This window comes from Streptomyces sp. NPDC093600 (genome assembly GCF_044764755.1).
Classification (GTDB): Bacteria; Actinomycetota; Actinomycetes; order Streptomycetales; family Streptomycetaceae; genus Streptomyces.
Genome location: NZ_JBIWIU010000010.1, coordinates 240,993 through 264,189, shown reverse-complemented (window position 1 = coordinate 264,189; position 23,197 = coordinate 240,993). Strand labels below are relative to the sequence as shown.

27 protein-coding genes and 2 pseudogenes are annotated in these 23,197 nt (G+C 70.3%); 14 read left to right on the top strand and 15 right to left on the bottom strand.

Going from position 1 to position 23,197, the window contains the following annotated elements; genetic code table 11:
• Window positions 1-407 precede the first annotated feature (407 nt).
• Both ACIRB4_RS24500 and ACIRB4_RS24495 read left to right on the top strand, forming a co-directional pair.
• Window positions 408-677, top strand: a complete 270-nt coding sequence (locus ACIRB4_RS24500) for a hypothetical protein (protein ID WP_403294285.1) — start codon at window positions 408-410, stop codon at window positions 675-677.
• 413 nt (window positions 678-1,090) lie between these two features.
• Window positions 1,091-1,282 (top strand): hypothetical protein, encoded by a 192-nt coding sequence (locus tag ACIRB4_RS24495; RefSeq protein WP_403294284.1) that lies wholly within the window; start codon window positions 1,091-1,093, stop codon window positions 1,280-1,282.
• A 208-nt stretch (window positions 1,283-1,490) separates the two neighbouring features.
• Here ACIRB4_RS24495 and ACIRB4_RS24490 read toward each other — a convergent pair whose 3' ends face one another.
• Window positions 1,491-1,799, bottom strand: coding sequence for a hypothetical protein (locus ACIRB4_RS24490; protein ID WP_403294283.1), 309 nt, complete (start codon window positions 1,797-1,799; stop codon window positions 1,491-1,493).
• A 458-nt stretch (window positions 1,800-2,257) separates the two neighbouring features.
• Here ACIRB4_RS24490 and ACIRB4_RS24485 point away from each other — a divergent pair, with 458 nt between their 5' ends.
• The 3 genes from ACIRB4_RS24485 (at window position 2,258) to ACIRB4_RS24475 (ending at window position 4,419) form a co-directional block, all read left to right on the top strand.
• Complete coding sequence (locus ACIRB4_RS24485) at window positions 2,258-3,223, top strand: YihY/virulence factor BrkB family protein (protein ID WP_403294282.1); 966 nt, start codon at window positions 2,258-2,260, stop codon at window positions 3,221-3,223.
• Between the two features lie 147 nt (window positions 3,224-3,370).
• Window positions 3,371-3,868 carry a hemerythrin domain-containing protein gene (locus ACIRB4_RS24480; RefSeq protein ID WP_403294281.1) on the top strand — a complete coding sequence of 166 codons (498 nt, stop codon included), beginning with the start codon at window positions 3,371-3,373 and terminating at the stop codon, window positions 3,866-3,868.
• A 182-nt stretch (window positions 3,869-4,050) separates the two neighbouring features.
• Entirely contained in the window at window positions 4,051-4,419 is a 369-nt protein-coding gene (locus ACIRB4_RS24475) for a DUF4190 domain-containing protein (RefSeq protein ID WP_403294280.1), read from the top strand.
• Window positions 4,420-4,554: 135 nt separating this feature from the next.
• Here the strand turns inward: ACIRB4_RS24475 and ACIRB4_RS24470 are convergent, their stop codons facing one another.
• From ACIRB4_RS24470 to ACIRB4_RS24440, 7 genes are all read right to left on the bottom strand, one after another.
• Window positions 4,555-6,042, bottom strand: coding sequence for a protein kinase (locus ACIRB4_RS24470; protein WP_403294279.1), 1,488 nt, complete (start codon window positions 6,040-6,042; stop codon window positions 4,555-4,557).
• A 268-nt stretch (window positions 6,043-6,310) separates the two neighbouring features.
• Window positions 6,311-6,667 (bottom strand): phage holin family protein, encoded by a 357-nt coding sequence (locus ACIRB4_RS24465; protein ID WP_403294278.1) that lies wholly within the window; start codon window positions 6,665-6,667, stop codon window positions 6,311-6,313.
• Window positions 6,668-6,721: 54 nt separating this feature from the next.
• The gene (locus ACIRB4_RS24460; RefSeq protein WP_403294277.1) at window positions 6,722-6,943 is read right to left on the bottom strand and encodes a hypothetical protein; all 222 of its coding nucleotides are present in this window, start codon (window positions 6,941-6,943) and stop codon (window positions 6,722-6,724) included.
• A gap of 107 nt (window positions 6,944-7,050) precedes the next feature.
• Window positions 7,051-7,527: a hypothetical protein gene (locus ACIRB4_RS24455; RefSeq protein WP_403294276.1), complete on the bottom strand. Its 477-nt coding sequence runs from the start codon at window positions 7,525-7,527 to the stop codon at window positions 7,051-7,053.
• A gap of 80 nt (window positions 7,528-7,607) precedes the next feature.
• Window positions 7,608-8,927, bottom strand: coding sequence for a hypothetical protein (locus ACIRB4_RS24450; RefSeq protein ID WP_403294275.1), 1,320 nt, complete (start codon window positions 8,925-8,927; stop codon window positions 7,608-7,610).
• Between the two features lie 143 nt (window positions 8,928-9,070).
• Window positions 9,071-9,835, bottom strand: coding sequence for a uracil-DNA glycosylase (locus ACIRB4_RS24445; protein ID WP_403294274.1), 765 nt, complete (start codon window positions 9,833-9,835; stop codon window positions 9,071-9,073).
• A 213-nt stretch (window positions 9,836-10,048) separates the two neighbouring features.
• Window positions 10,049-11,260: a serine hydrolase domain-containing protein gene (locus ACIRB4_RS24440; protein ID WP_403294273.1), complete on the bottom strand. Its 1,212-nt coding sequence runs from the start codon at window positions 11,258-11,260 to the stop codon at window positions 10,049-10,051.
• A 410-nt stretch (window positions 11,261-11,670) separates the two neighbouring features.
• Here ACIRB4_RS24440 and lanL point away from each other — a divergent pair, with 410 nt between their 5' ends.
• The 8 genes from lanL (at window position 11,671) to ACIRB4_RS24400 (ending at window position 17,994) form a co-directional block, all read left to right on the top strand.
• Window positions 11,671-14,364 carry a class IV lanthionine synthetase LanL gene (lanL, locus tag ACIRB4_RS24435; RefSeq protein WP_403294272.1) on the top strand — a complete coding sequence of 898 codons (2,694 nt, stop codon included), beginning with the start codon at window positions 11,671-11,673 and terminating at the stop codon, window positions 14,362-14,364.
• A gap of 43 nt (window positions 14,365-14,407) precedes the next feature.
• On the top strand, window positions 14,408-14,563 hold the full coding sequence (locus ACIRB4_RS24430) for a VenA family class IV lanthipeptide (protein WP_403294271.1): 156 nt from the start codon (window positions 14,408-14,410) through the stop codon (window positions 14,561-14,563).
• Window positions 14,564-14,737: 174 nt separating this feature from the next.
• Complete coding sequence (locus tag ACIRB4_RS24425) at window positions 14,738-15,841, top strand: ATP-binding cassette domain-containing protein (RefSeq protein ID WP_403294270.1); 1,104 nt, start codon at window positions 14,738-14,740, stop codon at window positions 15,839-15,841.
• A complete protein-coding gene (locus ACIRB4_RS24420; RefSeq protein WP_403294269.1) occupies window positions 15,838-16,737 on the top strand; it encodes an ABC transporter permease in 900 nt (299 codons plus the stop codon). The genes ACIRB4_RS24425 and ACIRB4_RS24420 overlap by 4 nt, the downstream gene beginning before the upstream one ends.
• Window positions 16,632-17,288, top strand: a complete 657-nt coding sequence (locus ACIRB4_RS24415; RefSeq protein ID WP_403294268.1) for an Hsp20 family protein — start codon at window positions 16,632-16,634, stop codon at window positions 17,286-17,288. The genes ACIRB4_RS24420 and ACIRB4_RS24415 overlap by 106 nt, the downstream gene beginning before the upstream one ends.
• The gene (locus tag ACIRB4_RS24410) at window positions 17,183-17,572 is read left to right on the top strand and encodes a hypothetical protein (RefSeq protein ID WP_403294267.1); all 390 of its coding nucleotides are present in this window, start codon (window positions 17,183-17,185) and stop codon (window positions 17,570-17,572) included. Before ACIRB4_RS24415 ends, ACIRB4_RS24410 begins: the two co-directional genes overlap by 106 nt.
• A gap of 53 nt (window positions 17,573-17,625) precedes the next feature.
• Window positions 17,626-17,829, top strand: coding sequence for a DUF5335 family protein (locus ACIRB4_RS24405; protein WP_403294266.1), 204 nt, complete (start codon window positions 17,626-17,628; stop codon window positions 17,827-17,829).
• A gap of 30 nt (window positions 17,830-17,859) precedes the next feature.
• Complete coding sequence (locus ACIRB4_RS24400; protein ID WP_403294265.1) at window positions 17,860-17,994, top strand: hypothetical protein; 135 nt, start codon at window positions 17,860-17,862, stop codon at window positions 17,992-17,994.
• Between the two features lie 34 nt (window positions 17,995-18,028).
• Here ACIRB4_RS24400 and ACIRB4_RS24395 read toward each other — a convergent pair whose 3' ends face one another.
• From ACIRB4_RS24395 to ACIRB4_RS24370, 6 genes and pseudogenes are all read right to left on the bottom strand, one after another.
• A complete protein-coding gene (locus ACIRB4_RS24395; RefSeq protein WP_403294329.1) occupies window positions 18,029-18,769 on the bottom strand; it encodes an SDR family NAD(P)-dependent oxidoreductase in 741 nt (246 codons plus the stop codon).
• Window positions 18,770-18,973: 204 nt separating this feature from the next.
• Window positions 18,974-19,198, bottom strand: a pseudogene (locus ACIRB4_RS24390) (Hsp70 family protein); the annotation flags it as partial.
• A gap of 334 nt (window positions 19,199-19,532) precedes the next feature.
• Complete coding sequence (locus ACIRB4_RS24385) at window positions 19,533-19,814, bottom strand: hypothetical protein (protein WP_403294264.1); 282 nt, start codon at window positions 19,812-19,814, stop codon at window positions 19,533-19,535.
• 30 nt (window positions 19,815-19,844) lie between these two features.
• A complete protein-coding gene (locus ACIRB4_RS24380) occupies window positions 19,845-20,207 on the bottom strand; it encodes a hypothetical protein (protein ID WP_403294263.1) in 363 nt (120 codons plus the stop codon).
• A gap of 1,111 nt (window positions 20,208-21,318) precedes the next feature.
• Window positions 21,319-21,708 carry a VOC family protein gene (locus ACIRB4_RS24375; RefSeq protein WP_403294262.1) on the bottom strand — a complete coding sequence of 130 codons (390 nt, stop codon included), beginning with the start codon at window positions 21,706-21,708 and terminating at the stop codon, window positions 21,319-21,321.
• A gap of 147 nt (window positions 21,709-21,855) precedes the next feature.
• A pseudogene (locus ACIRB4_RS24370) lies at window positions 21,856-22,000 on the bottom strand (IS5/IS1182 family transposase); the annotation flags it as partial.
• Between ACIRB4_RS24370 and ACIRB4_RS24365 the strand changes: the two are divergent.
• Window positions 21,974-22,585: an SMI1/KNR4 family protein gene (locus ACIRB4_RS24365; RefSeq protein ID WP_403294328.1), complete on the top strand. Its 612-nt coding sequence runs from the start codon at window positions 21,974-21,976 to the stop codon at window positions 22,583-22,585. The pseudogene ACIRB4_RS24370 and the gene ACIRB4_RS24365 sit on opposite strands and share 27 nt — an antisense overlap.
• A gap of 69 nt (window positions 22,586-22,654) precedes the next feature.
• Here ACIRB4_RS24365 and ACIRB4_RS24360 read toward each other — a convergent pair whose 3' ends face one another.
• Entirely contained in the window at window positions 22,655-23,044 is a 390-nt protein-coding gene (locus ACIRB4_RS24360; RefSeq protein ID WP_403294261.1) for a MerR family transcriptional regulator, read from the bottom strand.
• Window positions 23,045-23,197: the final 153 nt, after the last annotated feature.

Genomic DNA, 23,197 nt, shown 5'->3' with positions numbered 1-23,197 from the left:
TGAAAGCCATCGATTCGGCCTCGCTGTTCATGCTGCAGGAGTAGGCGTCTGACCTCCGCCTGAACCCGCGTTGGACCCAGCGTGGGTGCGAGCGAATGCGGCGCCTGACGGAACCCACTACCTGCGGCCAGCCCTGTGGAACAGTCTGTCCGACTGCCCGGGCATTTCGCGTCAGCTGCGGTGCGAGCTGTTGATCAGTGTGCGCGCGGGAGTCCACGTGATGAGCCTGCTGCCCGCGCTTCCGCAGCGGTCGGCTCAGGGAGGGGCGGCACGGTCCCATCGCCGGTCACCGGCTGAGCGGTCTTCACGCAGGGATCAACAGGCGACCGACCTCAGGACACGAGCCTGTCGACAGCGTGTGCGCCGTCGCCACCGTGACCCCGCCCCGTGGAGATCGTTCGCCTGGCATGAAGAACACCAAGCGCGCGTTCGCCGCCGTTGCCCTCGCCGCGGCCGCTGTCACCCTTTCCGGAGCCTCGCACGCCGTGGCCGACACTCCGGCAGGGGACGGCATCCTCAACACCTTGGGCATCGCGGGAACCACCGACAGCAACAGAGACTCCTCCTCCCGTGACCACGCTGGCGAGGGCAACGATCAGCGGTCCTCCAGTGGCAGCGACTCCAACTCGACGACGACGATCAGCGGAAATACGTCAGAGCAGAGCGTCGGGAGCTGAACCCCGAGGCAGCAGCCAGCGCAGCCAGGATCCACCGCACGCTCGCACGGAGGCCGCTCGGCAACCCCCGGGCGGCTTTCGGCATTCACCGCCCACGGGACGCACGGCTCAGACCCACCGGTGCCTGTCCTCCCCGTACTGCCCGATCCAAGAGCCGTCGCCTGGCGGGATGCTGTTCACGGGGCCTTCGGCTCCAAGCATCGACGATGGAGGCGGGGGTGCGGCCGCGCTGGGGAAGGTCGTGGCCGTGGGGTCGGTCCCAGGTGCGGATCGCGTTCGAGTGGGCCTACCGGTCGCGGGCCGGCTGCGGGGGGGGCACGGGCTGTCTATGGCGGGAGGGCCGAGCAACCTTCGGGACGATGCAGAGGGGGCTTGAACTGACAGAACGTCGCCGAACAGTCAGTATGAGCCTCATGAGCAATGCAGAGATATCCGAGCAGCCGCCGATCTACCGTGGATTGGTGAAGGAACGCGGTGACGTTCTCGTCGAGGCGCGTGAGGTGGCGGAGCAGGCTGAGCGTCAAGCGCGGCAGGCGTTGGACTGGAGCGACATCCGGTTCTCGCGGCAGCAGAGAGAGGAACAGGCATTCTCTCCGTTCGGCTAAAGGCCGGCTCGCCCTAGGCAGAGTCAACGGCACCAGTCCAGTTCGCTCGCTGCCCCGCCGCCTCCCCCCTCTGCGCGCCTTCGTGTGGAGGCGGTGGAGGCGGTGGAGGAATCGCTCAACGCTTGGCCAGGTGGTCCATCCGCGCCAGCAGGGCGGCGGCAGCGCATGCCGAAGGGTGTGGAACCCCCGGCTGGCGGCGCGGCCGCGGTCAGCCGCCCAACAGAGCCCTGGCACGCTCCACGAGCAGGGGCATCAGTCGCTCACGCCAGGTGTCGAGGTCGACCATGCCGCTGGACATCCCGCCGTGGGCGTACTCCTGCCGGTAGACGGACGAAACGTCGGCCTCGGCGAGGTCGAGACCGACAAGCTCGGCGAACACCGCCCGCAGCTGGGCGGTGGCTTCATCGACCGCCGCTGGGACGTCCGTGCCGGACAGGCGGTCGCGCATGGCCCGCCACACGTGAGGGTCACCGCGCAGACCCCACGGCGTCGGCTCGGGATCGAAGAGGACAGCCATGGTCGCGACCGTTGCCTCGTGAGGTGCTTCATGTGCCATGGGAACAGTCTCGCAAAGCGGCGGTGATCGGTGCCAGGGGTGTTCGGCGGAGCGCTCCGGGCCCGGTCGCTCGTGCGGGTTGACCGATCGCGTCCATTCCCATCACACACCGCCGCCATGCACGACCTCTCCCCCCACGCCCTGCCCCGGCCTGTGGCCACACCTTCGGCTGCTCCTTGGCGCGGTTCGGCCGACGACGTGCTCAGCCACCACATGCGGCTGAGCGTCTTCCCGACCGCTCGCCCGGGCCCCAGGTCCCCGGCGACGACGCCGCTCCTCCACGCCGCGTCCTCCTGCGGTTCTCGTGCGCGGCGACTGCATCGCCAGCCCCCGGCAGCCCGCGCGTATGCACCCCTCCGTAGCGGGCACACGGCAGATGTCGCGTGTCGTGCGGGACGCTGCTGGCCAGGAAGGACGTCATGGGCACGGTGGTACACGTTCCGCAGACGCGGGACATGTTCGGCGAGGAACTCTCCGGCGACGAGGCGTTCACCGCACTGCGGCGTTACGGCGGTCGCACACTGCTCATCGACTCGTTCGCCCGTTTCCGGTACGCGGACGGCTTCAGCTCCGCCCGCTCCCTGGGCTATCAAGTGGTCCTCGGCATCGTCCCGTTCACCATCGCTCTCGTCGGGGTGACGACGACCATGCACACCGAGAGTCTCGGTCAGGCCATCGAACTGACCCTCGCCCGTATCGTGCCGGGCGCCAGTGCCGATCTCGTACGTCAGGCGCTCGCCGACACCCGGCACAGCGCCGGGGCGGACATCGCGGGGGCCGTGGCCATGTGGCTCGGGCTCGGGTTCGCGGTGCTCAACCTCGCCTCCGCCATGGGGCAGATCGAGCGAGGCTGCAACCGCATCTACGGCATCGAGCGGGACCGCCCCTTCCTCGCGAAGTACGGCAGAGGCGTCCTGCTCGCCGTAGGCGCGGGCCTGCCCCTGGGGGCGGGGTTCCTCGTCATCGTCGCCGGGCCCGAGATCGGTGAGTCCGTGACGCGGGCCCTGCACTGGCCGCCGTCCCTGCTCGACTGGTGGCGGCCGCTCCACCTCCCGGTCGGAGTGCTGCTCGCGGCAGTCGCCTCCGCTGTGATCTTCCGCTGGGCTCCCCGCCGTGACCAGCCTGGTTACACCTGGCTCGTCTTCGGGTCGGGTATCCATCTTCTTCTGTGGGTCGTCGCCACCTGGCTTCTGGGCCTCTACATCGGCGGCAGCGGATCCTTCGGAGCGGTCTACGGGCCTCTGGCGGCCTTCGTCGCCCTGCTGCTGTGGGCCAATGTGACGGGCATCGCGCTCTTCCTCGGCATCGCCTTCGCCGCTCAACTGGAAGCCGCACGAGCGGGCATCGAGGAACCCGTCCACCCTGACCCCGGCCCGGGCGCCTGACCGCGACGCGGCATCCAGGGCGCAGCCCTCCCGCGCATCGCCTCCCATGGGTGCCACGCATGGAGCGACTCGTCGAGCGGGAGGCCTGAGCTGGGGGAACCGGGGTATCCGGTGAACCGGACCAACCCGCACGATCAAGGAGTCGATATGCCGTCCCACGATGTCGTCGAGGCCATCCTGGAGGACCACCGCCGCATGGAGGAGCTCTTCCGTACGATGCGCAACGTCGAAGCCGACCGTTCCGCCGCCCTGGAAGAGTTCGCCCACCTCCTCATCGCCCATGCCTCGGCCGAGGAGGACGAGGTCTACCCCGCTCTGCGGCGCTACAAGAACGTGGACGACGATGACGTCGAGCACAGCGTCCATGAGCACCACGAAGCCAACGAGGCGCTGCTCGCCCTGCTGGAGGTCGACGACCCGGCCTCGGAGGAGTGGGACGAGAAGCTCGAAGAGCTCGTCACGGCGGTCAACCACCACGCCGACGAGGAGGAACGGACCCTCATCAACGACGCGCGCGAGAACGTCAGCGACGAGCGCCGCGCGCAGCTCGGCAAGGCCTTCCAGCACGCGCGCGCGAAGTACCTGGAGTCCGGGTGCGGCAGCGTCGAGAACGTACGCAAGCTGGTCGCTTCCAGCAGCGCCTGATCCGCTGTGGGTACGGGCACACCCCTGTCCTCCTCCTTCGCCTCCGGCGTGAAAACGGAGGGCATTCGTCGTCGATAGGGGGGCACACGGTGGTACGTACGTGAACTCGACGGCGCGGAAACAGAGATGAGTGTGATGACATGTCTTTCTCCCACCACCCCCAGACGCCGAGCGACTCCGCGATGGCCTCGGACGTGAGCGGGAAGCGGGGTAACGGGCTGGCCATCGCCGCGCTCGTTCTCGGTGTAGCGGCGCTGCTCCTTTTCTGGACCGTGTTCGGTGGCATCGTGCTCGGTCTGCTGGCCGTGATCTTCGGCATCGTCGGCGCACGCAAGGCACGAGGGGGCGGCGCGCCGCACGGGAAGATGTCGATCGTCGGCGCGGTTCTCGGCGGTCTGGGATTGATCGGGTCCGTCGTGATCCTCGCGATCGGCGCGTCGGTCCTCAATTCCGACGAGTTCGAAAGCTTCACCGACTGCGTCCAGCACGCCAAGACGGAGAGCGATCGCGAGATGTGCGAGAAGAACTTCGACCGGAACGTGAACGACTGATCAACCAGCGTCCGCAGCGCCGCCCCTGGGCCGATGAGATCTCCCATCTTCATCGGCCCAGGGGCGGTGCTGGTGTGCGGCGGTGGTGGGTCAGGGCGCTGTGGGTCGGGCTCTGCGCTGTCGGCCGGGTCGTCGTCAGTCCCGGTGGTTCTTCTTCGGCGGCTTGGCCTTCGCCGGCCTCGGCCCGGGCTCGTCGCGTACGGGATCCTCGGCAGCGCCGCCCCTCCCGCTGTCCGGTTTCTCTCGGGAGGCCGCGGGGGTCGGATTCTCCTGCTTCCCGGCCGCCGGGCCCTGTTCCGTGGCGGACGGGTCCTCCTTGGCGGTGGGAGGAGACGTCGTCCGCGAACGGGGGACGGAGCCCGGTGCCGTCGAGGAGAAAGAAGAAGAGGAGGAGGGGCTCGGGTGGCCTTCCCGGGCCGGCGAGGGTTCGCTCGTCCCCTCCGTTCCGGCAGAGGTGGAGTCCGTCGTGGCCTGGCGTGCCGGCGGGGAGGCCGCACTCTCGCCTTCCGGGTGCAGCCCGCCGATCGAGCCGGTCAGCGTGGCGCCGAGCACGGCCAGCGTCGCCCCCGTGGCAAGCAGGGGGCGACGGGAACGGCGGGAAGCGGAAGCCGTGGACACCGGGCCCACGGGCGGCGGGGAGTCCTCACCCGGTAGGGACGCGAGCAGCGGCCCGGCCGTACCTGTTCGGCCACCGGCCGACTCCGACCGCAGGGTGTCGTCCACCGCGTTCTCGTCCTCACCCGCCTGACGGAGGTCTCCTGCTGGACCGGCCCAGCCGGCGGACGACGTGGAGTTCCCGCCCGGCATGGCGTCCAGTGCCTGGAAGCAGGCGTGTGCGTCCGGCCGGCTGGTCTCGTCCTGAGCGGTCATGGCCTCCAGCAGCTCGACGAGATCCGCCGGAAGGCCCGCGGGAATGACCGGGGGCCGGTGCAGCCGCGCGAGTGCGGATTCCAACGGGGCACCCGCGTACTCCAGCTCACCCTTCAGGGATTCCAGGAGCACCAGTCCGAGGCTGTAGACGTCCGCGGCCGGCGCCGCTCCCCTGCCCAGCACCTGCTCCGGCGCCATGTACGCCGCGGTGCCCACGAGCGTGCCGGTGGCGGTGTGGGCGGTGGTGTCCAGCAGCCGGGAGATGCCGAAGTCGGTCAGATGCGGGGCGCCCGTCCCGTCCAGGAGGATGTTCGACGGCTTGACGTCGCGGTGTACGACACCGACCGCGTGCACATGGGCGAGCGCCGAGGCCAGGGCGGCCCCGATCCGCGTGACTTCGGCGGGCGCCAAGGGGGCCGCTGCGATGCGCCGGCGCAGCGTCATCCCCTTGATCAGCTGCATCACCAGGTAGGGCCGTCCGTCCTCGCAGCCGGAGTCGTACACGGTCACCAGCCCCGGGTGCTGCATCTGGGCCAGCAAGCGGCCCTCGCCTTCGAAGCGCTCCTCCGTCTGGGAGTCACCGCCCGGCCGGAAGACCTTCACCGCCACCGGCCGCCGCAGCCGCAGATCCCAGCCCTCGTACACATCAGCCGCGCCCCCGCGCCCCAACAGGTCCTCGAGCCGATAGCGGCCGGCGACCACGTGGGCCGTGAGCCGGAGATCCGGTCGGACGGACCACTGACGGACCTTCATCTGCGCTCCCTGCGTTCCGTTGTCACCCTGCCGCTCAGCGCACGCCCCCATACGCCCGCGCACGCCCGCGTACGTCCCTGTCGGTCGATGCCGACCGCTTGGCTGCCGGGCGGCGGCGTCCGGCGTCCGGCGTCGTACGGTTCCGGCGGCGCGGACCCGCTCCCGTGTGCGAGCACGGAACTACGCGTGCCCCCTGAACCTCGGGACATCCGTACGGACATCGGAAAATCGGAGGGGACGGGGGCCGCCCCGCCGTGGAGAGCGGACGTCACTGGGCCAGTTCGTCGGCCACGTCCTTCACCGTGTCCAGCGAACTCGCCAACGCCTCCCGTGACGCGGCTCGGGCTCGTCGCAGTCTCTCGTACCCGTACCCCGCGAAGGCCACCGCCCCGATGCCGTACGCGGCGGCCAGCGCCCCTGTCACACGCTGCGCCGGCCACACCCGCTCCAGCGCCCGCACGGCCGACTCCTGAGCGGCCAGCAGGGCCAGTACGCCGAGCACGCCGCCCGCTCCCAGAGCCGCCGAGCCACGGCGCCCGTCGGACACGGCAGCCACCAGTTCCGCCTTCACCTCGTCGATGTCCTCACGGACCCACTCGATCACATCTTGTGACAATGCCTGCATGCCTTCCCGGGTACCCCCGACGCGGCCGGGCACGCGAACGAGCCGCCGCTCGGCCTAATCGCCGCCTGCGTTACCGCCATTGCCGTTGTTGTTGCTGTTGCCGCTGTTCAGGCCGCGGCGGCGATTCCTGTCCGCCTGGCGGAGCAGTTGGCCGAGGGCGAGCGTCACGCCCGCCACGGCGCGGACCCAGCGGGGTCCACCGCGCTCCGCCCAGACCGCGCACACGCATCCGCCGACGGCGAGCACCACGACGCCGAGCAGTACCAGAACGATCATGTTTCCCACCCCTGCATCGTTTGTACGGTCACGGAGATCCTTGCAGACCGTCACGTCAGAGGCCGTATCGGAGTGGTCCGGTACGGCCTCTGGAACCGATGCGGTGGTCAGCGCATCACGGACGAGAAGTCGTCCAGCTGGATCCACGTGACCTCGTTCGTCGTCTGCGGGCCGAAGACCGTGAGGACTCCTTGGGTGCTCGCCTCGACGCGGACCGCGTTCACGCCCTGGCTGTTGTTGCGGGGGCAGACGCCGCGGGTCACCTTGGGCGGGCGGATCGTGGCGGGCAGGGCGCCCAGCTGGCTGTCCGCGGTGAAGGAGCAGGTGACCGCGCCGCGCAGTTGCAGGTATTCGGTACCCGCGAGGCGTATCACGCGTGCCTGTACCGGGGCCGCGGCCTGGGGGGTCACTCCGGGCGCCGGGGTGATCGGTGTCCAGTCGACCACGACCTGGCACCCTTCCACGGCGTCCACCGCCGCGGCGGGTGTGGCCGACAGCAGCGGTGCCCCGGCGGCGACGGCGGGGGCGGCCAGGGCCGCTCCGAGGAGGGAGCGGCGGCTGGTGGTGGGGCGAGGGCGGTTCATGCGCGATCCTCCGGATCGGGTGGGGCGGGAAGCCGGTGGGCGGGGAAACCGGTGGGCGGATGTCCGGTGGCGGCGTGCCGTCATCGCCAGGCGGCCGAGACGCCGTCGAGGTCGATCCAGGTGATGGCGTTGCCGGTGGTGGCTCCGTACGCCCAGAGCGCGCCGTGGACGTCCGCCTCGATCCGGCACACGCAGCGTCCGGACTGGTTGTTGCGGGAGGCGTTCTGCCGGACCGGCCGCGTGGGCCGCAGCCGGTGCGGCAAGGTGGCGATCTTACGGTCCGCCGTCAGGCCGGGGGAACACGTGAGGGTGCCCCGCAGCTGGAGGTACGCCGTGCCGGCCAGGGCGATCAGCCGGCCGCGCGGGCGCTGGGCGCCGGGGGCGACTCCGGTCTCCAGCGTGAGGTCCTCCCAGTCCGACAGCACCTTGACGCCGTCCACCGCCTGCTTCGTCGGGTACCAGCCGATCGTGACATCGCGCGCGTACTCGGTGTTCGGGACCGTGTTGCTGAACCCGAACAGCAGCCGCGTCTCCTGGGTCGTCGGGTCGACCTCGACGGCGAGTCCCTCCGGTTCCCGCCGTGTCAGGCCGTCGGCGCCCGTGACCACCTGCCGGTCGAGCCGCTCGCCAGTCGTCCACGAGTACGAGGTGAGGAAGGTGATCCCCGGGAACTCGCTGGGGATGGTCGGGTCCTTGTCCTTGTCGTACGGCGCCCACTGGTAGATGTACAGGACGTCGCCCAGGGCGGCGAACCCCTGGAAGGTGAGCTTCGGCTTCAGGGTGTACGGCGACGGCACGGCGGGGGTGATGTCCTCACCGGTGGGCACGGTGAACGTCGTGCCCACCGGGACCCACTCGCCGGCCGCGGCTCCGGCCAGGTCGTAGCGGGTGAAGAGGCGTTTGCCGTCCTTGTGGTACATGACGGTCAGGAGGCGGTTCACCGGGTCGGTCGAGGGCCCGGTGCCGGCCGTGCTTCCGGGTGCGGTGAACTTCTGCTCCTGCGGAATGGTGGCTCCGTCGAGAACCGCGCCGTCGACGAACCGGAACCGCGTGACCGCCTTCCCGAAGGCGGTGCCGCTGCTGGTGACATGGAGCGGGCCGACCTCGGTCCAGAGGTAGCTGTCGCCGCCGACCGCCTCCACCCCCATGGCGAGGCCGTGCCCGAAGCCCTTCAGGTGCATGTGACCCGTACGCGCGCCGGTCTGGCGGTCGATGCGGTTGAGGTACATGTTGCCGACCGAGGCCGTGGCCGAGCTCTCCACCTGGAGCACGAAGATGTGACCGTTGACGGTGTCCGTCGCGATGGCCTGCGGAGCCGGGTTCTTCACCAGGTCCACGGTCTGGATCAGCCTTCCGGTCACACCGGACAGGTCGATGCCGTTGGCGTCTGTGTAAGCCATGTTCCCTCCCCTGAATCCTCCCTGGACCCATTCCGTACGATGATCACATGCGGTCATGTGCCGTCGGCCTGGGGCTGAGTGGCTGCGGAGGGTGCGCACCGGGGGGAACCGGGGGTCCCCGCGCGCTGCGGTGAAGGACCCGCTCACGTCTGGTTCGGCCGCTCCGTGGAAAGGCCGGCCGTGTGTGCGGCCTCGGCGAGCACCTGGCGCAGCATCTCCGGGGTGAGCCGGCGGGTGAACACATTGCGCTGGCTTACGTGGTAGCAGGCGAACACCGTCAACGGCGGGCCCTCTCCGTTCACCGGCGTCACTGTCATCCGCCGGCCGTGGCCGAACGCCGGGCGCGGCCGGGGCAGGCGCCAGCCGGCCTCCTCCAGGGCGGCCTGTGCGGCCTGCCAGCCGAAGCCGCCCAGTACGACGACGGAGCGCATCGTCGAGCTCAGCAGCTGCAACTCCCGGGCCAGCCACGGCCTGCACGTGTCCCGCTCTTCAGGCGTGGGGCGGTTGGCGGGCGGCGCGCAGTGCACAGGCGCCGTGACCCTGACCCCGTACAGTTCGAGGCCGTCGTCCGGGCTCGTGGCCGTTGCCTGGGAGGCGAGGCCGAGCTCGTACAGAGTCGCGAACAGCAGGTCCCCCGCACGGTCGCCGGTGAACATCCGGCCTGTCCGGTTCCCGCCGTGTGCCGCGGGGGCCAGCCCCGTGATCACCATGGCGGCGTCTTCGGGCCCGAACCCGGGCACCGGTCGTCCCCAGTACTGCCAGTCGAGGAACGCGGGACGCTTGACGAGGGCGGTCTCCTCACGCCACGCGACGAGGCGGGGGCAGGCGCGGCACCGCACCAGCTGTGCGTCCAGCTCGGCCAGGGTTCGGGCGGCGTCCGCGGCCTGCCGCGGGTAATCCGGGGACAATGATCAACCACTTTCGAGGTGACGGGTGGCCCATGGGCAGCCGTCTTTCGGTCCGGACGGGGAGGGGGCACCTCCGCGGGGCGAGGCGCGCGCCGCCTTGTCGCCGCCGGGCGTTCCGACACGCGGGGCGCCCTGGACGCGCCACGCGGCGACCCTACAACCCCGCCTGCCGCTCCCCCGGCTCCTCGGTGTCCTCGTCCTGCCCGAAGGCGATCACGCCAGCAGCGCGCACACGAAGTCCTCCTGTACCGCCCGTACCCGGGAGAACAGTGCCGGATCGGTGGTCTCCGTGATCTGGGCGGTGAGGCTGAACGTGAGCGAGCGGCGGCCGTCCGCCGTGGCCACCGCGAGCTGGGTGTAGCCCAGGGTGTTGCCGGTGTGCCCGTACACCGTTCCGCATCGGGTCTTGTAGCGGAAGATCGCCAGGCCCGCGGCGTTGGCTCCGGGGCCCGGTGGGGAGGAGTTCGCTCCTTCGACGAAGGTCAGCTGTTCTCGGCGCGTGGGCTGGGAGAGGAGCCGGCCTCCCGCGTACCCCCGGATGAAGCGGTTGAGGTCCGCGGGGGTCGATACGCTGCCGCCGGCGGCCCACACGTAGGACATGCTGTAGGACTCGCTCACGTCCTCGGGCGGGCCGGGCGGCTGGACGTCGTAGCCGTGCAGGTAGGGCTCCGGCATCTCCGAGCCCTTCGGGAGGCTGGTGTCGCGCAGGTCGAGGGGCCGGTACACGAGGTGGGCGAGAAGGTCCTCGTAGCGCTTGCCGGTCACCGCCTCCGTCATCAGAGCGACGGCGATGTTGTCGGAGTTGGAGTAGGCGTACCGCGTCCCCGGTGCGAAGGCGAGCGGTTCTTCGGCGACGAAGTCGAGCAGGCGTCGTGAGTCGATGACGCGTTGCGGGTCTGCCGTCAGGGTGGCCGCGAACTCCGGGGCCTGGGAGAAGTCGGGCAGGCCGCTGGTGTGCTGGAGGAGCTGTCGAAGCGTGACCTTGTGCCATGCCTCGGGCAGGTGGGGGAGGATCTTCCCGATCGTGTCGTCCAGGCGGAGCTTCCCGCGGTCGACCAGCTGGAGTGAGACGGCGCCGCTGAACATCTTCGCCGTGCTGGCGAGCCGCATGTGATCGGTGGGCCGGGGCTTCCGGTCCGTGCCCACCTCCGCGACACCGGCCCGGAGAACATGCCGTTCCTTACCCTGCTGGAGCACCGCGATCGCTCCCGGCGGTCCTCCGGGTGCGCTTACCAGCTGTTCGAGCTGTTCCCGAAGCGCGTCGGTGGACTGCCCGTCTCCTCCCGCCGCCGTCGCGGGCGGGGCGATCAGGCCGCAGATGACGGTGGTGGCCGTGGCGAGCAGGATGATCGGGCGGTATCCGCGCCGTACAGGACCGGTGCGGTCCTGGGTGCGGGTACGGCCCGGGCGCGGAAACGGTGGCATGGACGGCTCCTCTTGGACGCGGCGAGGCTCAGGGGCGCCGCCCGACCGGGCGGCTCCCGTCAAGCGTGACCCGGCACCGGCGTTCCGCCACTCGCTCGTGCTCCATCCAGCGCCTTCGCCACCCGTACAGGGGTTTCGCGGGGGTTTCGCGTGGCCGCGGCGGCGCGAAGGGCTGAGGTGCGGGGCCGCCGGCAGGCTTTCGTCGATCAAGGCGCGGTGGAGGCGTTCGAGACTTACGGCCGCCCCGGCGTGCTCGCGTGCGCGCCTCCTTTTGCGCCGGGCGCTCGCCGGGGTGGGAGAAACAGGCCGCGCGCTCGTCGAATCAAGTGAATTCGACCCGTTCTGTGTTGGTAACGCCGGAATCATCGGGCACGTCTCCCCCAGCGCTTCTCGCCGTTGAGAGGGAATGCATGACGAGTCACACCACCGAAGCCGAGCTGGAGGGCCTCCTCCACCAAGCGCTGCGGGCCACGGGCACCGACGCGCGTTGGACGGCCCACACGGACGAGATGTGGTGCCGTGTCGCGCCCCGGACCGGGTCGCGGCGCGATCAGGGCTGGAAGCTGCACGTGTCGGCGACGGCCGCCTCCGCGCCGACGGTCCTCGCGAAGGCCTTGGACGTATTGCTGCGGGAGGAGTCGGCGTTCAAGTTCGCCCGGTCGCTCGACCAGGTGAGCGCGCTCAACTCCCGTGCCACGCCCCGGGGGAGCTCGGGCAAGTTCATCACTGTCTATCCGAGCTCCGACGCCGACGCGGCGCGGCTGGCCGAGGCGCTGCACCAGGCCACGGTGGGGCTGGCCGGCCCCCGGATCCTGTCCGACCAGCCCTATGCCCCGAACAGCCTGGTGCACTACCGCTACGGCTCGTTCGTCGCCCGGCGGCGGCTGTCGGACCACGGTCTGCTGGTGTGGTTCATCGAGGACCCCGACGGCAATCCCGTGGAGGACAAGCGCACGGGTCAGTTCTCTCCGCCGCCTTGGGCGGTCTGCCCCTTCCCCGCCTCGGTGCCCACCCCTCCGCGCGCGGAGGAGACGGCAGGCAACCCGGTGGTGCTCGGCGGCCGCTTCGCGGTACGGGAGGCGATCCGGCACACGAACAAGGGCGGCGTCTACCGGGGTACGGACGTGCAGACGGGCGCCGACGTGGTGATCAAGGAGGCCCGGCCGCACGTGGACGCCGACGTCTCCGGCCGGGACGTCCGCGACTGGCTGCGCGCCGAGGCCCGGACGCTGGAGAAGCTCAAGGGCCTGGGGCTGGCGCCGGAACCGCTGAAGCTGTTCGAACACGGCGGGCACCTGTTCCTCGCCCAGGACCAGGTGCCGGGGGTCACCCTGCGGACCTGGGTCGCCGAGCACTTCCGTGACGTCGGAGGTGAGCGCTACCACGCCGACGCGCTGGCCCTGGTCGCGCGCTTGGTCGACCTGGTCGCGACGGCCCACGCCCATGGCTGCGTCCTGAGGGACTTCACGCCCGGCAACATCATGGTCCGCCCGGACGGCGAACTGAGCCTGATCGACCTGGAGCTCGCCGTTCTCGAGGGCGACACTCCCCTGCCGACGCGTCTGGGAACCCCCGGCTTCAGCGCCCCCGAACGGCTGACCGACGCACCCGTCTCCCCGACGGCCGACTACTACAGCCTCGGTGCCAACGTGTGCTTCGTCCTGGCCGGGAAGGTGCCGAACCTGCTGACGGAGGAGCCTGCGGGACGGACCTCGGATGAGCGGCTCGCCACCTGGCTGGCCGCCTGCGCCGGGCCGCTGCGCCTGCCGGACGGCCTGGCGGACATGGTCCTCGGGCTGATGAAGGACGATCCCGCCGAGCGCTGGGACCCGTCCACGGCCCGCGAGGCCCTCAGGAGAGCGATCCCGGCGCAGCCTGTCGGCGACGCCGCCGCCCACCCGGCTCCGGAGGACGACCCCACGAATCGGGTGGCCCGGGAGGAGGACCCCGGCGATCCGGTGGTCCGGATCGTCGACCACCTCGTCGACTCGATGACCCCGGCGGACGACGGTCGGCTGTGGCCGGTGTCCACCACGGCCGGGGAGACCGACCCCTGCACCGTGCAGCAGGGCGCGGCCGGCGTCCTCGCGGTCCTGACGCGGTACTTCGAACTCACCGGCGACCCGCGCCTGCCCGAGCTGATCTCGACCGCGGGCCACTGGATCGCACGCCACACCGACACCCGCTCCACACGCCCCGGTCTGCACTTCGGCGGCCGTGGGACCGCGTGGGCCCTGTACGACGCCGGACGCGCCATCGACGACCGTCGACTCACCGATCATGCGCTGGCCCTCGCGCTGGCACCGCAGGAGTCCACGCCCAGCCACGACATCACGCACGGTACGGCGGGCAGCGGACTCGCCGCCCTGCATCTGTGGCACCGCACCGGTGAGGCGCGGTTCGCGGAACTGGTGGTCGACGCCGCCGACCGGTTGGCCGCCGCCGCACAGCGCGAGCCGTCCGGGGTGAGCTGGGCGGTTCCCGCGGAAGCCGTTTCCGAGGAGGCCGGCAAGCGCTACCTCGGCTTCGCCCACGGAACGGCCGGCATCGGCTGCTTTCTCCTCGGCGCCGCGGCCGTCTCCCAGCGCCCGGAGCACATGGAGCTGGCCGTGGAGGCGGGCGGGCTCCTGCTGGCCAACACCGTACTCGTCGGCGAGGCGGCCCAGTGGCCCGCACAGGCCACGAACCTGCCCACGGCCCCGTACTGGTGCCACGGCTCCGCGGGCATCGGCACCTTCCTCGTCCGGCTGTGGAAGGCCACCGGCGACGACAGGTTCGGCGACCTCGCCCGCCGCGGTACGCACGCCGTCACGGAACGCGCCTCCCGGGCCGCCCTCACCCAGTGCCACGGGCTGGCGGGCAACGGTGACTTCCTCCTCGACATGGCCGACGCCACAGGTGATCCCGCCTACCGCGCCAGGGCGGAGGAGCTGGCCCGCCTCATCCTCGCCGAAGGGGCCCAGCGCCACGGCCACCTGGTCTTCCCCAACGAGTACGGGGACGTCTCGACCAGCTGGAGCGACGGATCCGCCGGAATCCTGGCCTTCCTCCTGCGAATCCGCCACGCCGACCCCCGGCACTGGATGGTCCAGATGCCGGTTTGAGCGGCACGCAGTACTGCCGCCACCCACCGAAAAAGGAGAACCCATGGAACACCAGGACCTTGAACTGCTGGCCCGTCTCCACGCCCTTCCGGAGACGGAGCCCGTCAGCGTCGACGCGGCCGCGGGCTCCCAGACGTGTGACTGCATCGGTCTGCTGACTCTGCTCAACACCGTCTGCATCGGCGTCAGCTGCGCCTGAGTCAGGCAGCACCCTCCGGCCGGCGGCTGCCTCTGGGCGGCCGCCGGCCGGAGCGACGACCGGAGCGACGGCCGGAACTCATGGGTGTCCGTCCTCGGCTTCGCGATCCCCAGCGCACCACAGAGCGGAGAGCCTGGACGTCGCGGCACCCTCCGTAGACGAGGACCAGACCACATGCAGCTCCACGCCGGTGATGACGATCTCGCCCCCTCAGCCCTCATGACAGCTGCCCTCACCAGCCCGCACTCTCCCGAACCCGGGTACGCCATCAGCGCTCGCGGCCTGGTCAAGAGCTATCCGGGACCGGACGGCACCACCAGTCATGCCGTACGCGGCCTGGACCTGGACGTGCTCCAGGGCGAAAGCTTCGCCTTCCTCGGCCCCAACGGCGCCGGAAAGTCCACCACGATCTCCTTGCTGTGCGCCCTGGCCCGGCCGACCGCCGGTCACGCCACGGTGGCCGGCGCCGACGTGCTCACCCAGCCCCACCAGGTACGGCGACAGGTCGGCATGCTCTTCCAGCACAGCGCTCTGGACCCGGACCTGACCTCCGACCAGAACCTGTACATCCACGCACGCCTCTACGGGCTGCGCCGCCGCTACGCCCGCCGGCGCGCCACCGAGGTGCTGGAGATGGTCGGACTGACCGATCGGCGGAGCTCTCCCGTACGCACCCTGTCAGGGGGGATGCGGCGCCGCCTGGAGATCGCCCGCGGACTGCTGCACGCCCCCCGCGTGCTCTTTCTGGACGAGCCGACCACGGGGCTCGACCCCCACGCACGCGCCCAGGTCTGGGAGCACCTCCGTACGCTGCGCGACCGGCACGGCAGCACGCTCTTCGTCACCACCCATTACCTGGAGGAGGCGGAGAACTGCGACCGCATCGCCATCATCGACCACGGCCGGCTGGTGGCTCAGGGCACGCCGCTCGCGCTGAAGACCGCGATCGGAGACGACCGGGTCGTGCTGCGCACCAGCGACGACACGACAGCGCAACAGGTGGTGCGCCGGATCGCGCCGTCGAACGGGGCGATCACCGTGGACGCCGACGGGGTCTGCCTGCGGGTACCCGACGGCAGCGCCTGGATTCCGCGCCTCTGCGCGGCCCTGGAGGGCCACGGCGTCGCCGTGCACGCGGCTTCCGCGACCCCTCCCACGCTCGACGACGTCTTCTTCCACCACACCGGCCGCAGCATCAACGCCACACAGGCCGGCGGCCCGACACCGACCACCCCCTCCCCGTGCGCGACCACGACAGGAGCTGACGGCGGCCGATGACGACACTCCCCCTCCGCACCTCCGGCACCTCCGGCACCTCCGGCAGCTCTGGTACCTCGGGCATCCCTGGCACCTCCGGCAGCGGATGGACCGCCCGCCTGCGGCACGAACTGCGCGCGGTCCACGGCCTGATCTACCGCGACCTGCTGCGCCTCGCGGGCCAGCGCACCCACACCGCGCTGATGCTGCTCCACCCGGTGCTCTACCTCTTCGCCCTGGGAGGCGGACTGGCCGCCCTCATTCCCCGGACGTCCCTGGGGGTCGACTACCAGATCTACCTCTTCCCCGGGATGCTGATGATGACGGTGCAGATGCCTGCCATCACCGTCGGTGTCCGTCTGATCACCGACCGGCAGAGCGGCTACCTGCGTGAACTCCTGATGGCCCCGGTCGGCCGCTCCACCCTGCTCCTGGGGAGCTGCGCCGGCGGCACCCTGGTCGCCACGGTCCAGGGCGCCGTGCTCCTCAGCCTGGCCGGTGCCGTCGGCCTGCCGTACGACCCGCTCCTCCTGGTGCTGCTCCTCACCGGCATGATCCTGACCTCCTTCACGCTCACCGCTCTAGCCCTGGCACTGGCCGTGAGCATCGGCAGAGCCGAGACGTTCCACATGCTGCTCGGCCTGGTGATGATGCCGCTCCTGTTCCTCTCCGGCGCCTTCTTCCCCCTGGAGACCATGCCCGGCTGGGCGCACACGCTGGCCAACGCCAATCCGCTCGCGTACGGAGTGGATCTGCTCCGCCGCTGCATCGCCCTCCGGGTACCGGACCATGCCGCCGTCGGCGGCATCGAATGGGCAGGCCGGCAGCCTCCCCTGCCCCTCGTGGCCGCCCTCCTCCTGGCCGGCGGCGCCATGGCCCTCCTGTGGGCCGCCCACCGCTTCGGCCGCCCGGAATAACCCCCCGAAAAGAGCCCGGAAACAGGCCATTCCCCTGCACCTCGCGTGCGGGAATAGGCGGCGCGCCGACGGCAATATGCCTATGGGAGGTCCTGGTCAGGGGGACTTCCGGAAGATGCGGGCCGGCGTCACGCCCCGAGTGCTTTCGGAAGGAGATGATCGGAATGACGCTTCCCGCGCACCGCGAGCGGACAGCACCGATGTGGGATCCGCTCCGCGAGAGCGTAGACCTTCGAGACCGTATGAACTGCCAGTTCGACTACCGCGTCACCCTCCCCCAGGACTCCGACGCAGAGAACGTCAGCGCCGAACTCGCCGAGGGCGTGCCGACCATCAGGGTCCCCAAGGCCCGGAAGGCCAAGCCGCGCCGCATCGAGATCCGAGGTCGACGCGGCCGGACGGCATGTGCGCGACCGGCACGGAGGGCAGGAGGGAAGCGATCACCGTGGCCCGTCTCGTGGTCGAGAACAAGGATGTGGTCGCACGGCTGTCGTGGCGTGAGGCACTCGTCGCCAGGCGGAAGGAGGTACGGGTGCCTCTCACCGCCGTGAAGGCGGCGCGGGTCGAGCCGGACTGGTGGCGCGCCCTGCGGGGCGCCGCCGAGCGCGGGCGCTGGAGTCCGGGACGTTTCGGCCTGGGTACGTGGCGCCATGCGGACGGTGTCGACTTCGTGGCCGTTCACGCGGGCGGGCCGGTGGCGGTCGTCGATCTCTTTCCGGGCCGCGCGTTCGCCCGCCTGTCCGTCTCCAGCGCCGACCCGGAAGGCGCCGTGCACGCGGTGCGCCTCGCCGCGGAGCGCGCACGAGCCGTGAACGGGCCGGCGCCGACCGCCTGACTCGTCAGGAAGATCCGATCCGGCGGACGGACCGTAGAAGGGAGGTCGACACCATGTCCGACAACAAGGCAGCGCTCGACCGCGGGGAGTGGAGAACGGCGCTCGACGAGATCACCGACGCCCAGAGCGGGAGGCTCGTCACGATCGAAGTCGCCGACCCCTCGATCGGGCACCAGTACGAAGCCGAGCGGCTGCCGTTCTCCTACCTCGCCTACGACCCGAAGGACGACGCGGTGATCGTGGCCGTCGGCGGGTAGTCCCCCCGCTATCCCGTGGTGTTGCGGCACATGGTGTCGCAGCCCAAGGAGATCGATGTGTCCACGGTGGGCGTCCGCGAGACGGCCGTACGGGTCGTGGACCAGGAGGACAGCGCCACCTTGATCACTTTCTACCCGGTCGAGTCCGGTACGGAGGAGTCCTGAAGAAGTGATGACACCCCGCTGCGGATGGACGGCTTCAGGTGAGGTTCAGGCCGCCGTCGAGCAGGATCACTTCGCCGGTGAGGTACGAACTCGCGAGCAGCGACGCCACCAGGTCGGCCACGTCGGCGGGCCGGGCCGGACGGCGCATGGGCGCACGCTCACGCCACAGTTCGTGCGCGTGCGCCCAGTCCTTCGTCATCGGCGTGTCCACCAGGCCCGGCGCGACCGCGTTGACCCGCACCTCGGGCCCGAGGGCGGCCGCGAGGAGCCGGGTCACGTGGTTGAGCGCGGCCTTGCTCGCCGCGTACGGCACCGATGAGCCCTTGGGGCGTACCCCGGCGTGGCTGGTGATGTTGACGATGCTGCCGCCCACCGGGGATGCGCGCAGCGCCGGAAGTGCCGCCGTGCACAGGACCCATGGCGCGATCAGGTTGACCTCCAGCAACTGTCGCCAGTACGCGGGTGTCGCCGCGGCCAGGTCGTCGTGGGGGATCGGCCGGCTGATGCCCGCGTTGTTCACGAGCACGTCCAGCCGCCCGTACCGTTCGAGCGCCGTCTCGACCAGTCCCCGGGCCTCCTCCTCCACCGCCAGGTCCGCCCGCACGTACGCCCCGCCGAACTCCGCCGCAAGCGCCTTCCCGGCCGCCACGCTGCGTCGCGAGTGCACGACGACCCGCATGCCGTCCTTCGCCAGCCTCCGCGCGACGGCCTCCCCGATGCCCGACGTGGACCCGCTGACCAGGGCGACAGGCCGATCCGCTCTTTCCATGCTCATGCCTGAGGATCCTGCCACTGCCGCGAGGGGCCGCCGCCCGCACACCAGCCGGCGGCCTCTTGCAGTGATACCCGCAGGTGCGGTCAGTGCGTCGTCGGTGGCGTGTTCTCCTGCGGCGGCACGGTGTCGATGGTCAGGTGCTCCTCGTCCGCGTCGACCGTGATGGTGGAGCCGTCGGGGACGGCCCCCGGTCTCGCTCATCCGGCGGCCCACGAACCGCTTCGCCGAATACACGGTGCCTTGCGGGTTCAGCACCACCTGCCGACGCGCCATCTGCCCGACAAGGCGCTCACCGGTGTCGGTGAACGCCACGACCGACGGGGTGGTGCGTCCGCCCTCGGCGTTGGTGATCACAGCGGGGTTCCCGGCCTCGTACGCGGCGATGACGGAGTTCGTCGTCCCCAGGTCGATACCCACAGCCTTGGCCATCGTCATGCCCTCCTGATCGCTCTCGGCTGCCCCGGTGGAGTGAGGTGCCGCTCGCCCCATACGTCCACTTCCGGCATAAACTTGAGCCGGTTTTGTCAACTGTTTGCTGAGAGCTGGCGCAGGTAGGGCGTGGTGGGTCTCGACGACCGGTTCCTCGCTCGCCTCGAGAGCGACGCCTGGCCACTCTGCGTAGAGATGACCGTGTGGAGCGTCCTGACACGGGTAGAGGGCGGCGCCTCACCGTCTCCGCGCGGGCGTGGCGCGTGGCCGTAACGCAGTGAGCCGTGGGAGGCCGGCGTCGGCCTTCCGCAGCTCACCACGGGAACAACAGGGGTCAGGGGCCGCAGATACGCTGCGCCTGGGACGCCGCCCTGTCCCGATCCGCCTTGGCGTCCGCTACCGCTCGCTCTCCGACGACGCCGGGGTGGCCGCCTTGGGCGATGAGGCTCTTGTACCACTTCACCGTGTCCTCATAGTCCTTCTCGGTCATCTCAGCGACCGCTATCGCCTTGGCGCAACCACCGGGCGCGATGGCCGGCGCCGCGTGAGCCGCGGAAGGGAGAGCGAGGGCCAGGGCAGCCGCGGCCGCGCCGGCGAACAAGCGTAGAGAGTTCATGGGAAACCTCCGAAGTGAAGGCGCTGACGCCTACGAGGTGAGCTCGACCCACCGGTTCGAATCGGTGGTGGCAACGCACCGGTGGACGGGATTGGGATCGCCCTGCCGCTCCTGGCAGCGCCAGGGGGTGCCGCCGGCGCGGACGGTCACCGGGGAGCCATCCGAACCGCGGGCTTGATAGGCGTTGGCGACGTCGAGGGCGGTGGGACAGGAAGTGGTGCCGCTGCCGAACACGGCGAGTCCGTGGACACTGTCCGATCCGCAGTACTTCCCGGGCGCCGCTGCTGCGCTCCCGGCGGTGGACAGCGCGGCGGACAGCGCGGCGGGGGCCGAGATTCCCAGTACCGCGATGACCGCCAGCCCTGTCCGCAGGGCGTCTCTGAACGATGGCATGGGTCTTCCTCCCTCGGGATCGGCGGCCATGCCATGGGTGAAGCCGGCTTGCCAGGCCGAGTGAAGTACCAACTGCGCGTTGGTCGGCGATCGTGCGGTATCTGGCGTGACACCACGACACCTGCACGAGCACACCTCCACCACCGTCACTCATTCGGGCCAGCCCTGCCACTCGGACAACGCCTGCACCGCTCAGGCCCCGGGTGCGGGCGGCGCGCCCGCGGTGCAGGCCGTCTTCTCCATGCCGCCATCAGGCGACTGTTGCCGGCTCAACTGGGCGGCCAGGTCGGTCGAAGAACACCAGGCGGTCGCGGCCCACGATGGTGTCGGACCAGCGGCCGCTATCTCCGCTCCAGGACCTGGTCGTAGAGAGCTGGGGACTCCGGTTGTTTGCTCCGCAGGAGGCCGGCGAGCGATGGGCGCTCAACCCCGGCCACGAGCGCGTCCAGCCGCACTGGATGAGACGATCGGATCGCACTGTCGGCCGAGCGCCCTCCCAATCAACGGGAGCAGATCACGCTGACGAGAGGGAACGACGCATAGAACGGCCCTTGGGAGAGCCCGTCGAACCAGCGACGGCCACGGTGTTGGTCGATGCGACCATCGTTGATGGCTTCTGCATGTTTCGGCCGAGGCCCAGGGTGTGGTCCGCCTCATGAAAGTCTTGGAAGACCGGTGTCGTGCCGAGCACGGTTTCGACGCGGAAGCCTGCCTGTTCGGCGAGGCGTGCGCGGCTCCGCCCGATGGTTTCGCATTGCGGACCACTTCGGCATGATGTAGCGGGTGAAAGCGCGGCTTGTCTCAAGATCTACGGCATCGACGATCAAGGTGTCCCGGTCCCGTTCGGCAAGCCCGACTCGGGCACCTGGCCGAGTCGCGCGATGAAGCCGCACAAGAGCGTTCGCGGGTTCGGCGAGATGCATGAGGACTCGGTCGGCCTTGGCTCGGTCTACCGCTCCCGGCTCAATAGGAAGAGTGCGCGTCCCCTTCACGAATCTCCACCGCCTGACAAGGACGAAGGGCCAGGGGAAGCGCCGCCGCGAGAACATCGGGCACAAGCAACGGTTGAGGGCCGCACCCCGGGCTGGGGTGCGGCGCTCGGCGCATGTGCTTACGAGGGCCAGCCGCCGTACGGCACGGTGATCAGCTCCATGGCATGGCCCGCCGGGTCCATGAAGTACACCCCGCGGCCGCCGTCGTTGTGGTTGATCGCGCCGGGCCGTTGCCGGTGCGGGTCGGCGTAGTGTTCGATGCCGCGCTCGCTGATCCGCGCGTACGCCGCGTCGAACTCCTCCTCGGAGACCAGAAAGGCGTAGTGCTGCATGACGATGTGGTCGGCGGGGATCGTGGCGAAGTCCAGCGTGACGCCGTTGCTCAGGCCGACCGCGATGAAGGGGCCCCACTCCGCGGTGATCTCAAGACCCAGCAGGTCCGCGAAGAACTGCGCGGACTCCCGGTTGTCCCGGGCGTGGACGATCGTGTGGTTCAACTCAACTGACAAGGAATGCCTCCGAAGGCATCTCCCGACACCTCCATGCCTCACCCAGCCGGTGATCGACACGCGATGTCCCGGTAGATTCTAGTCGCTGTTGTCCACGAAGTGGGTCGGCGGTAGTCGATGAGCGCCGCGGCTGTACCGACGAAGGCATTCGTAGCGGCGATGCAGGCGTCGGCATCCAGCCAGGCAGGAGACCCTCCTCTCGACGGCCCAGCGGTGGCGGCCCAGTCGTGTGGAGGGGCTTGATGCCCTTACGGGCAATGCCCGCATACGCCGCGAGCTGGCGAAGATTCCGTACCAGGCACGACGTAGCCACTCCGCGTGCGAAGAGCGCCACCAGTTCCGCCTCGGCCCGCGCATCAGTCCCTCAGAGGCCGATGCCTTCGAGACGGAACACCACATTGTCCTGCCGGCGGCCTACAGAGCGTTCCTCATCGAGCTCGGGGGCAGTGGTGCCGGCCCCTTCTACGGTCTGCTTCCGCTGGATGAGTGCAGGCTGTTCACAATGAACCGGAAGCCGTCGGACGGCAGCCCGCAAGGTTTCACTCATGTGGACCACCCGGATGCGGTGCAGCGTGACCTGTTCCTTCACGTCATCGAGATGGGCTGCAGCGATCTGTGCCTCATCGGAGTGACCGGTCCTCTTGCCGGCCGTGTGGTCACCGGCAACGCGGACGGCGTCTGGCCTCCGAACGTCTCCTCGGCACCGGACTTCCTCAGCCGGTACGAACGTTGGCTCGACCACATGCGGGACGGCAAGGACAACGCCGCACTGGGGCTGACCTCCCCGGCAACCGCCGCGAGCACCCCGTGGGGCCCGCGGGCCACAGCCCAGAAGGTTCTGCTTTCGCGTGCGCGAGGTGCGACGAGCCCGGCATGACATCCGGAGGCCGTACCCGAGGACCTCACGCTGGGGGGAGGAAGATGAGGAAGCCGGGCGGTCGGCTCGTCACCGGGTTGCCGGCTGGGGTTCGGAGGTCCTGGTGGAGGCGTCTCGGTGGGGTGCCGCGATCGGGGGGTTCGCCGCTTCGGCGGCGCGGCGGTATTCGGCGTTGATGCGTCGGGCTTCTTCGAGCTGGTCCTCGAGGATGACGATGCGGCACGCGGCTTCGATGGGGGTCCCCTGGTCGACGAGTTCCCGGGCTCGGGCGGCGATGCGCAGTTGGTAGCGGGAGTAGCGTCTGTGGCCTCCCGCGGAGCGCAGCGGGGTGATGAGGCGGGCTTCGCCGATTGCGCGGAGGAAGCCTTGGGTGGTGCCGAGCAGTTCGGCGGCCCGGCCCATGGTGTAGGCGGGGAAGTCGTCGTCGTCGAGACGGCCGTAGGGGTCGTCTGCTGTCAATTGGCACCTCTCTGTCAAACGTGTTGAGGGGCCCTGGTGCCGTACCGGCACCAGGGCCCCGAAGGAACTGCTACACCATCTGTCGGCCCTAGTGCTGCGCCGACCTTCTGTTTCCGCGGGCCCGGCTGAACTGCCGCCGGGGGCGCGGGGATC

Coding starts and splice junctions, on each gene's coding strand:
- ACIRB4_RS24500 (WP_403294285.1), top strand. CDS start 408: ATGAAGAACACCAAGCGCGCGTTCGCCGCCGTTGCCCTCGCCGCGGCC.
- ACIRB4_RS24495 (WP_403294284.1), top strand. CDS start 1,091: ATGAGCAATGCAGAGATATCCGAGCAGCCGCCGATCTACCGTGGATTG.
- ACIRB4_RS24490 (WP_403294283.1), bottom strand. CDS start 1,799: ATGGCTGTCCTCTTCGATCCCGAGCCGACGCCGTGGGGTCTGCGCGGT.
- ACIRB4_RS24485 (WP_403294282.1), top strand. CDS start 2,258: ATGGGCACGGTGGTACACGTTCCGCAGACGCGGGACATGTTCGGCGAG.
- ACIRB4_RS24480 (WP_403294281.1), top strand. CDS start 3,371: ATGCCGTCCCACGATGTCGTCGAGGCCATCCTGGAGGACCACCGCCGC.
- ACIRB4_RS24475 (WP_403294280.1), top strand. CDS start 4,051: ATGGCCTCGGACGTGAGCGGGAAGCGGGGTAACGGGCTGGCCATCGCC.
- ACIRB4_RS24470 (WP_403294279.1), bottom strand. CDS start 6,042: ATGAAGGTCCGTCAGTGGTCCGTCCGACCGGATCTCCGGCTCACGGCC.
- ACIRB4_RS24465 (WP_403294278.1), bottom strand. CDS start 6,667: ATGCAGGCATTGTCACAAGATGTGATCGAGTGGGTCCGTGAGGACATC.
- ACIRB4_RS24460 (WP_403294277.1), bottom strand. CDS start 6,943: ATGATCGTTCTGGTACTGCTCGGCGTCGTGGTGCTCGCCGTCGGCGGA.
- ACIRB4_RS24455 (WP_403294276.1), bottom strand. CDS start 7,527: ATGAACCGCCCTCGCCCCACCACCAGCCGCCGCTCCCTCCTCGGAGCG.
- ACIRB4_RS24450 (WP_403294275.1), bottom strand. CDS start 8,927: ATGGCTTACACAGACGCCAACGGCATCGACCTGTCCGGTGTGACCGGA.
- ACIRB4_RS24440 (WP_403294273.1), bottom strand. CDS start 11,260: ATGCCACCGTTTCCGCGCCCGGGCCGTACCCGCACCCAGGACCGCACC.
- lanL (WP_403294272.1), top strand. CDS start 11,671: ATGACGAGTCACACCACCGAAGCCGAGCTGGAGGGCCTCCTCCACCAA.
- ACIRB4_RS24430 (WP_403294271.1), top strand. CDS start 14,408: ATGGAACACCAGGACCTTGAACTGCTGGCCCGTCTCCACGCCCTTCCG.
- ACIRB4_RS24425 (WP_403294270.1), top strand. CDS start 14,738: ATGCAGCTCCACGCCGGTGATGACGATCTCGCCCCCTCAGCCCTCATG.
- ACIRB4_RS24420 (WP_403294269.1), top strand. CDS start 15,838: ATGACGACACTCCCCCTCCGCACCTCCGGCACCTCCGGCACCTCCGGC.
- ACIRB4_RS24415 (WP_403294268.1), top strand. CDS start 16,632: ATGGGCAGGCCGGCAGCCTCCCCTGCCCCTCGTGGCCGCCCTCCTCCT.
- ACIRB4_RS24405 (WP_403294266.1), top strand. CDS start 17,626: ATGTCCGACAACAAGGCAGCGCTCGACCGCGGGGAGTGGAGAACGGCG.
- ACIRB4_RS24400 (WP_403294265.1), top strand. CDS start 17,860: ATGGTGTCGCAGCCCAAGGAGATCGATGTGTCCACGGTGGGCGTCCGC.
- ACIRB4_RS24395 (WP_403294329.1), bottom strand. CDS start 18,769: ATGAGCATGGAAAGAGCGGATCGGCCTGTCGCCCTGGTCAGCGGGTCC.
- ACIRB4_RS24385 (WP_403294264.1), bottom strand. CDS start 19,814: ATGAACTCTCTACGCTTGTTCGCCGGCGCGGCCGCGGCTGCCCTGGCC.
- ACIRB4_RS24380 (WP_403294263.1), bottom strand. CDS start 20,207: ATGCCATCGTTCAGAGACGCCCTGCGGACAGGGCTGGCGGTCATCGCG.